Source organism: Thermoplasmatales archaeon (assembly GCA_014361195.1).
GTDB lineage: Archaea > Thermoplasmatota > E2 > UBA202 > JdFR-43 > JACIWB01.
On the sequence record JACIWA010000001.1, the window covers coordinates 184,811 to 199,592 of the forward strand.

Below are 14,782 nucleotides of genomic sequence, written 5' to 3' on the forward strand. Positions count from 1 at the left end.
CATTTCTAAATACAATTCAGAATATAATTTTTACTGAGCGAAAAGTTCTTCCTTTGCCTTCTCTACTTCTTCATAAATTCTTTCAACATCTAAATTTAATTTCCTGTTCTTCATCAATAACTTTCCATTTATTATAACATCACTTACATTCATGCAATTTGAAGAATAAACAATATTTGAAATTACATTATGGGATGGAATAAGATTTGGAGATTTCAGCTCAATGCATACCAGATCCGCTTTCTTCCCTTCTTTTATTACACCACCATCAATTCCAAGGAAGCGATATGAATTTGTTGTTGCCATATCAAAAACTTCTTGGGCATTTAAAATGCTTGCATCCCACCTGTGCTGTTTATGAATAAGGGCGCAGAATTTCATTGTCTCAAACATATCAAGCTTATTATTGCTCCCCGCCCCATCCGTACCAAGGGAAACAAAAGCCTTATCTTCAATCAGCTCTGGTAGGGGAGTAAAGCCACCTGTGGCAAGCTTCATGTTGCTAACTGGATTATGGGCGACGCAGGCCTTTGATTTGGCTATTTCCTTTACTTCTTCTCTAGTAAGCCAGCAGCAATGGGCAAGTATTGTCTTTTTTGTCAGCAATCCATTCCTTTTAATTTGTTCTAAAACCCTTACACCATAATTTCTAAGGCAATCATAAACTTCTTTTCTTGTTTCCGAGCAATGAATATGAATATATGCATTGTATTTTTTTGCAATCTCACTTGCCTCCTTTAAAGTTTCAGGTGAGCATGTATATACAGAATGAGGGGCAACAACTGGCTTAACTATCTCATCGCCCATCCATTTCCTTATAAATTTTTCACATTCCTTTAAAAGATTTTCTTTTTTCATCTCAGGAGTATCGAAATCAAGAATGCTGAAGCCAGCGAAGCATCTTATCCCTGTTTTTTTTGCCTGATTTGCAATTTCATCCTCATAAAAATACATATCCGCACAGCAAGTTGTGCCACTTGAAATCATCTCAATAAATGCAAGTTTTGTTGCTATGGAAATATGTTTTTTTCTTAATTTTGCTTCAATAGGCCATATTTTTTTAGTTAGCCATTCTTCCAGTTTCATATCATCCGCATAACCACGAAAAAGAGTCATTGGTAAATGGGTATGCATGTTTATTAATCCAGGAATCACTATCCTGTTTTTTATTAAAAAATCCGCTTCATGAGAAATTTTTCCTATTTCAACAATTCTATCATCCTCTATATAAATATCTCCCTTCTTTATTCTCCTCCTTTCATCCTGACTAGCTATTATTGAATTTTTTATCAGTATGCTCATTTAATCAAGCAGTATTATGTTATATGGGGTTACAAAAGGATACTCAGTTATTTCTCCTTCTACCTCTACCTTCCTTCCTTCAACATCCATCTTTTCCTTCAATAATATTCCAAGAACTCCTTCTTCATAAGCAAGCCTCATTATATATCCATCCCTATAAGGAACAACCGCTTTAACTACGCCTCTTACCCTTACTTTCCCTTTAGATGGAACATAAGAAACCACTTTTTCCTTTTTCCTGTAAAGTTCATAAAAATTTGCTTTCAGCTCTTTTAGTATGTCTTCATCTGAAATAACAAAAGCAAGCTGATTTTCTTTAATTTCGCCCGCAAATATATATGCTTTCGTAAGCCCGATTGCATAGTTTCCAACTGCCTCTGGATTTTCAACCGCATTTTTTGCTTTTGGGCTAGGGGTTGCAACAACTATCTTTGCATCTGGAGGTGGCTCAATGCTTATTTTTTCAGCAACTATTAGAGGATTTTTTAGCTCCGAAAGACTCCATTTTTTTAACAACTTGCATGTTTTTTCAGGCAAGCTTTTTTTCCATGCAAGCTCAACCGCAACAGAAACCGAAACTATCCCCACTACTAAGCCCGCAATAAATCCTACTAAATCCATAATTTAAATATATTCTTAATTATTAAGCTTTACCTTTTTTTATGCTAATTGATAACATTTGTCAAAAGAAAGAATTATTAAATAAAGTAACATTACATTTAATGAGTTTTGAAAATTTATACTCCGCAAGGATAAAAAGAATTCGCTCTTCTGAAATAAGGGAATTGCTCGAAATATCCCAGCAACCAGATATGATATCTTTTGCGGGTGGTCTGCCAAATCCAAAAGCATTTCCAGTAGAAGATATAAAAGAAATAGTAAATAAAGTCCTTGAAGAAGAGCCAATAAAAGCCCTCCAGTATGGCGCAACGGGCGGGCTGGCGGAATTCAGGGAGGAGCTTGTAAAATATGCGAAAAGGCATGGAATTGAGGCAAAATATGAAGAGCTTTTTATTACCGTTGGCTCCCAGCAAGCTTTAGATCTGGCTGGAAGGGTTTTTATTGATGAGGGAGATGTTATTTTTACTGCTTTGCCAACATATCTTGGAGCGATAAATGCATTTCTTGCATATGGAGCGAAGCTTGTGGGTGTGCCACTTGATGAAGATGGTATGAGAGTTGATTTGCTAGAGGAAAAGATAAAAGAGTTGAAAAAGAAGGGAGAAAAGCTTAAGATGATTTATACGGTTCCTACTTTTCAGAATCCCGCGGGAGTTGAGCTATCAGAGGAAAGAAGGAAAAGAATGATTGAATTAGCAAATGAGCATAATCTTATAATTGTTGAAGATGAGCCATATGAAAGGTTGAGATTTGAAGGAAAACCACTTAAAGCAATAAAATCATATGATAAAGAGGGGAGGGTAATTTACATGGCAACATTTTCAAAAATACTTGCTCCCGGCTTCAGGCTTGCATATGTTATAGGAAGTGAGGAATTGAGCAAGAAAATGCTAGTCGCAAAGCAATCAATGGATCTCTGTCCTCCTGGAATTACTCAGATTGTTGCATATCATTACATAAAGAATGGATATATAGAAAGGCATATACCAAAAATCATAGAGATGTATAAGAGGAAAAGGGATATAATGCTTAATTCACTAGAAGAATATTTCCCTCACGGATGCAAATGGACAAGGCCGAAGGGAGGAATGTTTTTATGGGTTGAATTGCCAAAACATATAAGCACAATTGAAATGTTTAAAGATGCGATAGCGGAAAAAGTTGCTTATGTCCATGGTAAGGCATTTCATGTTGATGGTAGTGGGGAAAATACAATGCGCTTAAATTTCACAAATCCAGAAGATGAAATGGTGGAAGAAGGAATAAGAAGGCTTGCAAGAGTTATAAAGAAGAGAATATAGGAAAGGATTTAACTATTCCCTTATTTCTCCATTCATTACAATATTTTTAACAACATTTTCTATTCTTTCAATGGCTTCTTCTATTTTTCGGATTTTTGTAAGAGTATCATGATCTAGCCCTTTTTTTTCAATTAAGGAAAGATAACCTTTTGCTATTGCAATTGGATTAAAGAAATAATGTGCAATTTCTTCTCTGAAAATTTTATCCTTAAATTTGCCATCATCTATTAACCCAAAATAAAAAATTGTTTTTCCTTTCTCAATTATTTTGTATACTTTTATGCCACTTCCATCTTCTAAATGCCTCAATTTTTTCCTGGCAAGGTTATCTGCAAAAACTATTTCCATATCTTTATTTAGAATGAATACACCATTTTCATCGTCTTTGATGTTTTGCTTTTTATGTGCCATTTTATTGTAAGAGAGCATTTCTTCAATCATTAAACAATAAATGCGAAAACTATATATATTGCTAACTCCAATCAAAATTGCTCTGACAAATCAAAAATGCCTTTCTTTTTGCCTCTTCATATATCTCCTTCAATGGTATTTTTTTCTGGCTTGCGATTTTCCTGCACTCCTCATATTCTGGAGATATGTTTACTATTCTTCCATTATAATAACCTATTTTAACATTAACTTCTCCATATTTAGTTTGAATTTTCCTGATTTCCCTTTCAAGAACATCCCTCTTAACTTTGTAATATCTCAGCCCCAAAGTAGTAGTTTCTTCAAATATGATTTTCTTTATCTCCTCCATCTTATTATAAGTAGATATAACTTTAAGCAAATTTCCACTCCTTCCCTTTTTCATGATTACTGGAAGAATAAAGGCATCTTTTGCTCCACTTTTAATAAGCTTTTCAATCAAGTAAGGGAAAAATTCAGGGCTCATATCATCTATATTCGCTTCTATAGCATAAATCCCTTCTTCATCAATTTCCTTTCCAACAACAAATCTCAAAAAATTGGGAATAGCCATCTTCCTTGCCCCAAATCCATATCCAATTCTCCTCACCTCCATTTCCGGCCATCCAAATCTAGCTATGCCAAGCAGGGCGGCGCCAGTGGGAGTGGTTGTTTCTCCTTCAAGCGAGGAAAAAATCACGGGTTTTCCTTTTAGCAATTCCAGAGTTGCGGGAGCGGGCAATGGAATGATACCATGCTCACATTGAATTTTTCCTCTTCCGAGAAGAGGGGGAGAAGAATAGATTTTTTTTATTTTTAAGCTTTTTATCCCAACAAGAGAGCCAACTACATCAACAATTGTATCCACTGCCCCTATTTCATGAAAATGTACTTTTTCAATGCTTATTCCATGAATCTTCTCTTCCGCTTTTGCAATTTCCTTAAAAATTTTCTTTGCATCAAATTTTATATCTTCTTCAAGTGAGCTTTCTTCTATTATTTTATAAATATCTTTCAAATTTCTGAATTTTATATCAGATGAATGAATTTTTAATGAAGTTCCTTCAACAACATCTCTTACCCTCTCTGCCTTTATATTCACTTCTATTCCAAGCTTATCTATTTCTTCTTTCAATTTTTTTAAGGAAAAGCCCGCATCAATAAGGGATGAGAGGAGCATGTCTCCACTTATTCCAGATATTATATCAATATATCCTATCATTTTATCCTCCTGTCTATGAGGTGAGCAAAAACCCCCGCTCCAAAACCATTATCAATATTAACAACCGCTATTCCAGGGGAACAGCTATTTAGCATGCCCATTAAGGAGGCAAGGCCATTTATTCCAGTTCCATATCCAATGCTTGTTGGAACCGCTATAACTGGTGAAGAGGTAAAATTTGATACCAGAGTTGGAAGCATTCCATCCATGCCAGCAACCGCAATAACCGCGCTCGCATTTTCAAGCTCATCAGAAAAATTTATCAGGCGATGAATTCCCGCAACCCCAACATCATATATTCTTTTTACCCTGCTTCCAAGCTCTTCAGCAGTTACGCTTGCTTCTTCCGCTATTCTTAAGTCAGCGGTGCCTGCAGATGCAACAACTATATAGCTTTCTCTTTTTTCTATTTTCTTTTTCCCTATAACAATCATCCCGCATTCCTTATAATATCTGCAGTTTTTTATCCCTTTCAGCTCTTCATATATCTCTTCATTTGCCCTTGTTATGAAAATTTTCTCTCTTGAAAGCATTTCTTCAACAATTTTCTTTATCTGTTCCTTTGTTTTTCCTTCCGCATATATTGCTTCAGGTATTCCACGCCTTAGCCTTCGATGAAAATCAATTTTTGCAAATCCAATATCTTTAAATGGCAGAATTTTAAGATATTTTTTAGCTTCTTCAATGCTTATTTTCCCCTCTTTTACTCCTTTAAGCAATTCCTCAACTTCCATCATGTCAATAAAATTGTAAAATTTAAATCTTTCATATAGTTACATTTCATGAAGCTTCGCTACATTTCAATCCCGCTAATTTTTTTCCTTATCCTGCTAATCCTCTTTCCCCATATATTCTATGACAGATTTATATGGAAATACTTCATCGGCCCAGTAATAGCGGACGCAACAGGCAGGCCAGCGGTAAGAAATGGTGTAATAGCATATGAAGGATATACAATTATATCTGAGCTAGTATATGGTGCTTTTCTTATTTTATTCATCTATCTGTGCTATCTCTTCTTTGAAAAATATAAGATAAAAGTTGATTTGAAATTTATAATTTATTCCCTGCCTTTCATAGCATATGGTTCAATTTCAAGGGTTCTTGAAGATGCGGGAGCATTACCAACTCCTCTCTCATATCTTTTTATCACCCCTTTTATATACGCTCAGGTAGGAATATTTTTTTTCATTTCAATTTTATATGGAATAAAATTTAAGGAAGAAAAAAATTTTATTATAGCTATTTTTGGAATAAACATTTTTTATGCCTTCCTTTATTTCATTTTTTCTTTAAAGCTAAATCCAGTTATTTTTGCAATAATTTCCATAATAGCATTTTTTATATACAGAAAAATGGCTAAGGATTACAATTCTTCAATTTTCTTATTTGGCATAATTGCAATGATCTCATCGCTTGCAACCCTTATTTTTTTTGTAAGAAAAATTGAGGCAATAATTTTAATTTCTTTATTTTTATCAATAGCATTAACCGCATTTATTTTCTACTTGCTGAAAGATAAAATATCTTTCATGGATAAAATTAGCTCTTTTGTAATTTTTGCCCATCTTTTGGATGGAATAACAACATATCTTGCAGTTGTTGATCCTTTCAAGATAGGTTTCAAATATGGAGAGAAGCATCCTTTTTCTGCTTTTTTGATGAATTACGGTATTCTATATCCCTTAATAAAAACAATTGTAACATTTCTTGTATTATATGGAATAGATGATTTAAAATTGAATTTGAAAAATACAATAAAGTTCTTCTTATTTTTCCTAGGATTTTCTCCTGGATTAAGAGATTTACTACGCGTCCTTATATCTGTTTAGGGTAATCTTACATTAGATGCAACAACTGGAGGAGGAGTTTCAAGTGAAGCACTTTTCTGAATCTCTTTCACTTCTATAATTTCTACTTCTATTTCTCCATTGAATTTTTCTTCAAATTTTTCCTTTAGCTTATTGAAAATAATTTCATTTTTTGGCTCTTTATTTCTTTCCTCATCATCTATTACAATTAATACTTCTATTTTTTCAATGCTCTTTTGCAAAATTTGGAATTGGAGTATTTTTCTTGTATTCATTTCTTCCATTACTTTTGCTGGAATTCCAGTTATTGTAAAAGGTGGAATTATTTTCCCACTTGGCAATATAATTGAATCTGCTTTTCTTCCCTCTATTCTCTCTATAATTGGAGAATTTATTCCACATCCACATTTACTCTTGATAGGAGTTATGAAATCATTTAAGCCATCATATCTTATTATAGGAGTTGCATTTCCGTATAGCTTTGTAACAACTATTCTTCCTGTTTTATCTGTTGGCTTATTATTTTCATCAACTACTTCAACATGAACCATATCATAATGCAAGTGATATTTTCCTCTCTTGCATTCATAGGCAATAGGCCCGCCTTCTGTTGAGCCATATACATCATATACTCTTGCATTGAATGCTTCTTCAATATACTTCTTTGTATATTCATCCAGCACCGCACCTGATGATGCCATAACTTCTGGCTCTATTTTAAGCCCTTTCTTATTTTTAATTATTGCAAGAGCCCTTAGATTTCCTGGATATCCACCTAGGAATTTTGGATCAAATTTTTCAATTTTTTCAGCCATCTTTTCCACTTCCTCGCCCACATGAAGAATCTGGAGATTATTTAATGAAAATACTGGCTTTAGGCTAGGTATTGCGGTCCTTCTTAAATAAGCTTCTTCAGCACTTCCAGAAGTTAAATCAACTATAACACTCATCCTGTCCTTCATCCAATTTACATCATATTCCCTTAGCTCCCTTAAAAAGCCCATCAATGCCTTTATTATTGTATAAAAATCAACATATATGCTAACCGGTTTTCCTGTTGAGCCTGATGTGCTTACAATGCTGTATTTTTTTCTTTTATCTGGAATAATTTTATCTGGAAAATTTTTTCTTATATCTTCTTTTTTTAGTATTGGTAAATTTTCAATGTTTTCAAGAGATATTGAATTTATGTCAATTCCCTTATATTTTTCCTTATATAATGGAATTTTCATTGCATATTTTATTATTTTTTTAAAGCATTTACTCCTGTATTTCTCTATCTTCTCCTCACTTTCAAACAGCCTATCAATATCTGAGATATAATATTTTACAACTTTTGAAAGAGTAAATGGATTTAGCAAAGAATTCATAATTTGGATGCTATACAAATATAAAAATGTAACTTTTTCAAAATATTTATATTCCAAATTTAATATACTCCGATATGATTAAGGCTTATATCTTGATAACAACATATGTAGGAAATCTGAAGGCGGTTCTTGAGGAAATGAGGAAATTGAAGGATATTGAGAGTATTGCGGTGGTGGCGGGGGATTATGATATAATAATAAAGGCAAAAGTTAATACGCTTGAAGAGTTGATGGAGCTTACAGATAAAATACATGAAATAAAAGGTGTAAAGAGAACAAATACTCAGGTTATAGAAAAGGAGATGGAAGTAGAAACATGAGGATAAGAAGAAGATATCTTTTTTATCTTCTAGCAATTCTTTCATCAATAGCTCTTTCCGTATCTGCAACTTTTGATAGCATAATTTCTACAAATTATATAAAAGAGCCTTGGGTTTTTTGCCTCTCTTTTTTTATTCTTGGGCTTGTTACAACTATATTAATTTTGCTTTTCCTTTCCCTTCCTTATAAGGATAAAAGAATTGGCTCATTTATTGACCCTTCTTTTAGAGGATTAAGAATGATAAGGAAAGAAGAGCTCAAATATCATTTAATAGCGGGACTTGGAAATGCGGGAACAACAATAAGCTACTACTTCATTGTATCAATGTTTGTTGAGCCATCAATAATTTTATCTTTTTCACAGCTTGTAATATTATATCTATTGCTTGTAGAAGCGGTTGCGGAGAATAATGCACCAACATTCGCAGAAGTTCAATCCGCATTAGTAGTTACGACTGGAGCAATTCTTGGCTCGATTTCATTGCATGGAGAGATAAACCTTGAGGCATTGCTGATTGTTTTGCTCTTTTTAAATCCAACATGGGTTATGTTTTCTATAGGACAGAGAAAGCTAAAGATTTTGAGAATAAATGGAAAGGCAAATGACTCGCTTAATATAAGGCTATGGAACCTTATATTTACAACATTTTTTGTTTTCTTTGCAATAATATTTGTTGATAGAGGATTTATAGGTGAGAGCTTTAATTCAATAAAAAATTCCTTCTCATTTCTTATGGTGGGGGTTATCTCAACTTTCTTTTCAGTTGTGCTTTTCATAAGAGCTATGGGAATGGGCAAGGCAAGCGTAACCCAGGCAATAAGAGCATCTTCCCTTTTCATTTCAATTCCTTTCTTCCTTATTGCAGGAAAATTTTTCCCGATTACAATTCAAACAGATCCACTTCTCATCATTCTTAAAGTAATTGGATTAATACTCGTTGCGATAGGAGTTATTTCATTTGCATTAACTGATGTTAAGGCATATGTATTTATAAATATAAGACCATATTATTCTGTTGCAAAATTATCTGAGGAAATATTGAATATAAAAGGAATTACTGCGGTTGATGTCACTGCGGGGAGCTATGATATAATTGCTAAGGTAAGAACAAGAACCTTGGGTAAGGGATATGAAAGAATTGTAAGGGCTATTGAAAATATAAAAGGGATAGAGAATTTTAAATGGCAATCAATACTCAAGGAATGGGAGGAAATATGAAGATTGGAATAATAGGAGGAACGGGATTTTATGAAATGGAAGGGGAGGAAATAGAAATAGAAACCTCTTATGGAAGCATCTCCTCTTTTCTCCTTGAAAAAAATGGTAAAAGGGTGTTATTCATACCAAGGCACGGCAAAAACCACAGGCCAGCGCACACCGTAAATTATCATGCAAATATTCAGGCAATGAAAAATTTTGGGGCAGAAGCAATAATTGGGATAAGCAATGTTGGGTCAATGAAAAAAGAGATAAAGCGGGGGGAGATTTTTATTCCAGATGATTTCATTGATTTAAGCGGGAGGAAATGCACTTTTTATGATGAAAGGGCAATTCATATTGATATGAGCAATCCTTTTTGCCCGGTTTTAAGAAAAATAATTGTTGAAGAAGCAAGAAAAAGGGAGAGATATCATGAAGGAGTTTATATTGTTACAAATGGCCCGAGGCTTGAAACAAAAGCGGAAATAAATTTCTTCAGAAATTTTGCAGATGTTGTTGGAATGACATTGATGCCAGAATTAGCGCTTGCAAGAGAAATGGGAATATGCTATGCATCTATTTGCCTTGTTTCAAATTATGCAGTAGGAATGCAGGAAAAACTTTCAGCAAGAGAAATAAAGGAAATGGTGAATGAAAAAAAGAAAATCATAATTGAAATTGTTGATGATTGCATTAAAAGAATTCCTGAAAAAAGAATTTGCGAATGCAGAAAAGCAATAGAAGAAGGAAAAATTTAAGCTTTTTAAGAAAGATTATCTTGCAACTATGTGAATTATATCTCCGTCTCTCAGCTCATAATCCGCTCCAACAATTTTTTTCCTCCTTACATCAATTGCTTTTATGAATCCTTCAGCAAGATCACTATGAACCTTTCTTGCTAGCTCAATAACTTTTGAGCCAGAGGGCAACAAAAATGCATCTGGAAGAACATTTCCATCCTTATCAGTTAGCTTATTTTCATCTTCAACAGGATAAACAGTTATCAATTTAAGTAAATCAAAAACTGCGGTATCAATGCATTTCTGCACACCTGTTGAGCCAAATCTCTCAAGAACTCTCTTTTTTATATATTCAAGCCCTTTATTCTGCAATTCATCGAGCTCCTTCAAAACTTTAAAGCTTTTATCTCCTGGCTTATATTCAATAAATCCCTTTTCACTTGCCTTAATTAAAGCAAGCTCACTTGATGCGGAAGTAGGGATTGCATAATCTCCTTTCAATTTATTTATAATTTCATCTCCCGCCTTATCCGCCTTATTCAGGGCAAGCAATATTGGCTTTGCCTCCTTTCTTATTGTTGAGGAAAGAAGGAAAAGATCTTTATCACTCCAGAAGGAAGGGTCAGAGGGTAAATTCAGCTTTTTAATTGCTCTCTTTATTTCCTCTTCTTTTATTCCAAGCCCAGCAAGCTTTTCTGCAAGAATTTTTTCAATTTTCTCTTCTCCCATAGAGCATTTCCTGCTCAAACGCTTCCAGTCACGCTCTATTATTCCCTTTATCCAGTAATCTATTTCCTCTTCAAGGAATTTTATATCATTTTCTGGATTATGCTTTCCAATCTCGCAAGCCCTTCCTTCCTCATCTGTTGAGCCTGATACATCAACAACATGAATTAAACAGCTTGCCTGTCTCAAGTCATCCAGAAATTTGTTTCCAAGGCCTCGTCCTTCATGAGCTTTTGGAACAAGTCCCGCTACATCTATTGCCTCAATGGCCACATATCTTATTCCATCAATGCATTTTGAATTTCTTGGATTGCATTTAAGATTGAATTCCCTGCAAGGGCATTTTGTCCTTGCATACATTATTCCAACATTTGCATTTATGGTTGTAAAGGGATAGTCAGCAATTTCAGCATTTGCATAAGTAGCGGAATTGAAGAAAGTTGTTTTCCCTACATTTGGCTTACCAACTATTCCAATCTGCATTTTATCTGAAGTAATGCTTTTCTTCTTTCTTTTCTATTTTCTTTTCCTCAACTATATCAATTGCAATAATTGCTTCAATTGGAATTATTCTTGTCATTCCTTTCTTTGCTCCATGTGTCTCATCCATTTTTATGCAAATTCCTCCTTCTTCCTTTGATATGTAGCAGTAGCCAACAAATGTTCCGCTTGTCTGCATCAGCTCCTCTCCTGGCCCAATTGAATAAACTATATATTTTGAGCCAACTGTTAGCTCCCTTTCCTCATTCATTTCTATACCTCCCTTCAATCAATTTCTGCAAGTGATGAACAGTTTCTTCATAATTATTCATTGCAACCTTTATATGAGCTTCAACAAAATTCCATGCCTTTGCAATATTTCCATATCTTAACTTATATGTTTTTCTTGCATTTTTTCCTTCCTTCTTTTCTTCAAGAATATCAATGCTCTTCAGCTTGTTCAAATGCCTGTATACTGTTGCCTTTGTTGCATTTAAAGAAATCATCAGCTCATCAACTGTCCATTCTTTATTTGGATGAATCAAAAAATTTTCAAAAAGTTTGAATGCTATTGAATTTTCACTATCATTTGCTCCAAGATAACCAATCATTTTTAAAAAATTTAGAGCAACTTTCCTGTAATCATCTTCATTTGTTAAAGGAGAAGTTTTTACAACTTTAATCTGAAATTCCATGTTTTTAATACCGCATGAATTTATAAATTTTCACAAAAAATTAATATTAAAAAATCTTTATTTTTATGGTTAAATGTGAATTCTGCCTGAATTTTGATGGAATTCGTTGTATAGAGGCGAGGGGAGTAAAATATAATAAAAAAATAGATCCTCTTGAAGAAATTTCCTGCCCATACTATTTTGAAAAAGGATTTTTATTTGCATTACTTCCTCCATTTGATGATTACTTTTTCAATATTTTCAGATAAATTTACAAAAACCTTATAAACAGGAATAAATTAGAAGAAGAGATGTTTGATAAAGAAGAGTTCGAGAGATGGATAAAGCAGGCGGAAAAAACTTTTGAAAGTGCGGTAAAAGATAAAAATAATGGAGATTATAACTGGTGCTGTTTTAAAGCACAGCAAGCGGGAGAATATGCGGTTAAGGGGCTTCTTTATGGATTAGGGATTTTTGCCTCCGGTCATTCAATAGTAAATTTACTCGGAAAAATTAAGGATTTAGAGAAGGAGGAGATTTTAAGAGAAGCAAGATTGCTTGATCGCCACTATATTCCTCCCCGCTACCCAAATGCTCATCCAGAAGGAACTCCTTTTGAATATTATGATGCTGAAACCGCTGAAGAGGCTTTGAGAGCATCAAAAAAAATAATAGATTTTGTAAAAAGAGGAAGAGAAAAATGGAAATAATTCCATATCGTGAGGATATATTAAAATATGTCGAAAAATTGAAGGAAAAACTTGGAGCGAAACTGATTATATTATATGGTTCAATAGCAAAAGGAAATTTTGGAGTCGGGAGCGATATTGATATTTTAATTGTTTCAGATGCCCTGCCAGAAAATTTTCTTGAAAGATTAAAAGTTCTTTTTTTATTAAATGAATCATTTGCTCCAATAGAAGCGATTGGATATAAATCTGATGAATTCAGAAAAATGGTTGTTAATGCTCATCCAATAGCTTTAGATGCTCTTTATGAAGGAATTATACTCCATAAAGATGAAAAATATGAAAAAGAAATAAGAAAAATTTTCAGGGAAGTGATGAAAAGAGTAAGAAAAGAAGATTTTGGATGGATAAAATTATAACATTTTGTAATCAAATTGTTAGCAAATTGCGAAAAATTTATATACTGAATCTGTATATATGTTTGGTGATAAACCATGATAGAAAAAATGAAAAGATGGATGAAAAATAAGGCGGGAGTGAGCCCAATTATAGCCATCATCTTAATGGTGGCTATAACAGTAGTGCTAGCAGCAACAATATACGTATGGGTAAGCGGATTCGGAACAAGAAGCAAAGGAGCAGAAGAAGCATCCGCAACATGCCAGCTGGTAGGAACAACAACCCTGAAATTTACTCTGACAAAAGCACCACCGGGAGTAAACTACTCCGCAGGAAACTTTTCAATAGAAGTAGTGAATGCATCTGATCCTACGAACAGAATCATCTATTATGGCACCACGTTAACGAACGCTACTTTTATCGATGGCACAGTCTCTATTCCTGCAGTGGATGGTGGTTACTGGGATGCTGGAGAATCTATATACATAACTTTACCGAACACTATAAGAGGATATAAAGTTGCATATACAGTACAGGTTGTAGGAACAACAATTTTAAGCGGAGAGATGTTTATACCGTAAACCCCTCTTTCCCGCCTTCCTCTTTCCTTTATTTATTGCTATCAAGGGGCTGGTTTGCCTCAACCGCCCCTTTCCTTTTTTCTTAATTTGATTTGTATGCGTTTTTCCTCAGCAAAATAGAATAGATGACTATTTTATCACCTTCCATTTCAAACAAAATTCTGAATTTACCCATCCTGCCTAAACTACCTTAATGTTCTTTTAATCTATAAAAATATTATCTCCACATCTTTTATTTTCTCAAAATCACTATCCATTGTCACAATTTTTAGGTTATTTGATTTAGCCAGTAAGTAATGGTATGAATCATCAAAATCAAGATTCATCTCTTCCGCTATTTTTGGTAAATTCTTATACAGATCTATATCAAGTGCTAATAAATCTATATTTGGTAGGATATCTTCGATAAACTTACCAAAATAGTCGAGTTTACCCAATTTGAATAGAATAATACCGATTGAATGCAAAGAAAAATCGGATATCTTCAATTTTCCGATATTTTCTCGCAGAAATCTTTTACATTTTTCTTTTTTCTCCTGCTGGAGCATTATTTCCAAAAATATGTTTGTATCTATTAAAAACACTATCTCCACTCCATTGATTTATGCTGTAATTCTACCGATGCATATTTATTTTTAATATCCTTTAGCCCTCCCTCCCAACTGAAGCTGAAACTTTTCCTCATTTTTTTCTCATTTTCGATTTTCTTCTTTATTTCTTTCCACATTTCTATCGGAATTATTACCTTCTTCTTTTTTCCTTTCTCATCGTAAATATATTCTATCTTCATATTTTATGAATATTTTCAGATTATTATATTTTACTTCTTCCCGCACTTGCCCATTTTCAGCGACTTCCAAATTCCTTGCCTCTTCTATTTCTCTTTTTATCTCCTCATAAATTTCCTTAATTGGATATTCCTTGATAAAAATATTT

The 14,782-nt window shown here is 33.6% G+C and carries 20 protein-coding genes; 9 read left to right on the forward strand and 11 right to left on the reverse strand.

Annotated elements, in window-relative coordinates:
- Positions 1-30 precede the first annotated feature (30 nt).
- A complete protein-coding gene (locus H5T44_00850) occupies positions 31-1,302 on the reverse strand; it encodes an amidohydrolase (protein ID MBC7080793.1) in 1,272 nt (423 codons plus the stop codon).
- Positions 1,303-1,923, reverse strand: a complete 621-nt coding sequence (locus tag H5T44_00855) for a hypothetical protein (protein MBC7080794.1) — start codon at positions 1,921-1,923, stop codon at positions 1,303-1,305.
- A gap of 41 nt (positions 1,924-1,964) precedes the next feature.
- Between H5T44_00855 and H5T44_00860 the strand changes: the two genes are divergently transcribed.
- Positions 1,965-3,224, forward strand: a complete 1,260-nt coding sequence (locus H5T44_00860) for a PLP-dependent aminotransferase family protein (GenBank protein ID MBC7080795.1) — start codon at positions 1,965-1,967, stop codon at positions 3,222-3,224.
- Between the two features lie 12 nt (positions 3,225-3,236).
- Here H5T44_00860 and H5T44_00865 read toward each other — a convergent pair whose 3' ends face one another.
- From H5T44_00865 to larB, 3 genes are read right to left on the reverse strand one after another with little or no spacing between them, the layout of a single operon-like run.
- Positions 3,237-3,665 carry a hypothetical protein gene (locus H5T44_00865; GenBank protein MBC7080796.1) on the reverse strand — a complete coding sequence of 143 codons (429 nt, stop codon included), beginning with the start codon at positions 3,663-3,665 and terminating at the stop codon, positions 3,237-3,239.
- A gap of 31 nt (positions 3,666-3,696) precedes the next feature.
- On the reverse strand, positions 3,697-4,854 hold the full coding sequence (gene larC, locus H5T44_00870) for a nickel pincer cofactor biosynthesis protein LarC (GenBank protein ID MBC7080797.1): 1,158 nt from the start codon (positions 4,852-4,854) through the stop codon (positions 3,697-3,699).
- The gene (gene larB / locus H5T44_00875) at positions 4,851-5,588 is read right to left on the reverse strand and encodes a nickel pincer cofactor biosynthesis protein LarB (protein ID MBC7080798.1); all 738 of its coding nucleotides are present in this window, start codon (positions 5,586-5,588) and stop codon (positions 4,851-4,853) included. Before larB ends, larC begins: the two co-directional genes overlap by 4 nt.
- A 48-nt stretch (positions 5,589-5,636) precedes the next feature.
- Here larB and H5T44_00880 point away from each other — a divergent pair, with 48 nt between their 5' ends.
- Positions 5,637-6,686 carry a DUF63 family protein gene (locus tag H5T44_00880; GenBank protein MBC7080799.1) on the forward strand — a complete coding sequence of 350 codons (1,050 nt, stop codon included), beginning with the start codon at positions 5,637-5,639 and terminating at the stop codon, positions 6,684-6,686.
- Here H5T44_00880 and H5T44_00885 read toward each other — a convergent pair.
- Positions 6,683-8,035: a phenylacetate--CoA ligase family protein gene (locus H5T44_00885; GenBank protein MBC7080800.1), complete on the reverse strand. Its 1,353-nt coding sequence runs from the start codon at positions 8,033-8,035 to the stop codon at positions 6,683-6,685. The two genes, H5T44_00880 and H5T44_00885, sit on opposite strands and share 4 nt — an antisense overlap.
- Before the next feature lie 74 nt (positions 8,036-8,109).
- On the opposite strand from H5T44_00885, the gene H5T44_00890 reads away from it, so the two are divergent.
- From H5T44_00890 to H5T44_00900, 3 genes are read left to right on the forward strand one after another with little or no spacing between them, the layout of a single operon-like run.
- The gene (locus H5T44_00890; protein MBC7080801.1) at positions 8,110-8,355 is read left to right on the forward strand and encodes an Lrp/AsnC ligand binding domain-containing protein; all 246 of its coding nucleotides are present in this window, start codon (positions 8,110-8,112) and stop codon (positions 8,353-8,355) included.
- Complete coding sequence (locus tag H5T44_00895) at positions 8,352-9,575, forward strand: Lrp/AsnC ligand binding domain-containing protein (protein ID MBC7080802.1); 1,224 nt, start codon at positions 8,352-8,354, stop codon at positions 9,573-9,575. Before H5T44_00890 ends, H5T44_00895 begins: the two co-directional genes overlap by 4 nt.
- Positions 9,572-10,315, forward strand: a complete 744-nt coding sequence (locus H5T44_00900) for an MTAP family purine nucleoside phosphorylase (GenBank protein MBC7080803.1) — start codon at positions 9,572-9,574, stop codon at positions 10,313-10,315. Before H5T44_00895 ends, H5T44_00900 begins: the two co-directional genes overlap by 4 nt.
- A 15-nt stretch (positions 10,316-10,330) precedes the next feature.
- Here the strand turns inward: H5T44_00900 and H5T44_00905 are convergent, their stop codons facing one another.
- From H5T44_00905 to H5T44_00915, 3 genes are read right to left on the reverse strand one after another with little or no spacing between them, the layout of a single operon-like run.
- Positions 10,331-11,506, reverse strand: a complete 1,176-nt coding sequence (locus H5T44_00905) for a redox-regulated ATPase YchF (GenBank protein MBC7080804.1) — start codon at positions 11,504-11,506, stop codon at positions 10,331-10,333.
- A 1-nt stretch (position 11,507) separates the two neighbouring features.
- Complete coding sequence (locus tag H5T44_00910; GenBank protein ID MBC7080805.1) at positions 11,508-11,774, reverse strand: hypothetical protein; 267 nt, start codon at positions 11,772-11,774, stop codon at positions 11,508-11,510.
- Entirely contained in the window at positions 11,767-12,198 is a 432-nt protein-coding gene (locus H5T44_00915; GenBank protein ID MBC7080806.1) for a transcriptional regulator, read from the reverse strand. The genes H5T44_00910 and H5T44_00915 overlap by 8 nt, the downstream gene beginning before the upstream one ends.
- Positions 12,199-12,263: 65 nt before the next feature.
- Here H5T44_00915 and H5T44_00920 point away from each other — a divergent pair, with 65 nt between their 5' ends.
- The 4 genes from H5T44_00920 to H5T44_00935 all read left to right on the forward strand — a co-directional run bounded on the left by H5T44_00920 (position 12,264) and on the right by H5T44_00935 (position 13,846).
- Positions 12,264-12,446, forward strand: a complete 183-nt coding sequence (locus H5T44_00920) for a hypothetical protein (protein ID MBC7080807.1) — start codon at positions 12,264-12,266, stop codon at positions 12,444-12,446.
- Between the two features lie 42 nt (positions 12,447-12,488).
- A complete protein-coding gene (locus tag H5T44_00925; protein MBC7080808.1) occupies positions 12,489-12,887 on the forward strand; it encodes a HEPN domain-containing protein in 399 nt (132 codons plus the stop codon).
- Complete coding sequence (locus H5T44_00930) at positions 12,878-13,285, forward strand: nucleotidyltransferase domain-containing protein (GenBank protein ID MBC7080809.1); 408 nt, start codon at positions 12,878-12,880, stop codon at positions 13,283-13,285. The genes H5T44_00925 and H5T44_00930 overlap by 10 nt, the downstream gene beginning before the upstream one ends.
- An 87-nt stretch (positions 13,286-13,372) precedes the next feature.
- The gene (locus tag H5T44_00935) at positions 13,373-13,846 is read left to right on the forward strand and encodes a type IV pilin (GenBank protein ID MBC7080810.1); all 474 of its coding nucleotides are present in this window, start codon (positions 13,373-13,375) and stop codon (positions 13,844-13,846) included.
- 206 nt (positions 13,847-14,052) lie between these two features.
- Here the strand turns inward: H5T44_00935 and H5T44_00940 are convergent, their stop codons facing one another.
- Positions 14,053-14,430 (reverse strand): PIN domain-containing protein, encoded by a 378-nt coding sequence (locus H5T44_00940; GenBank protein ID MBC7080811.1) that lies wholly within the window; start codon positions 14,428-14,430, stop codon positions 14,053-14,055.
- The gene (locus H5T44_00945; GenBank protein ID MBC7080812.1) at positions 14,430-14,636 is read right to left on the reverse strand and encodes an XRE family transcriptional regulator; all 207 of its coding nucleotides are present in this window, start codon (positions 14,634-14,636) and stop codon (positions 14,430-14,432) included. The genes H5T44_00940 and H5T44_00945 overlap by 1 nt, the downstream gene beginning before the upstream one ends.
- Between the last annotated feature and the right edge of the window lie 146 nt (positions 14,637-14,782).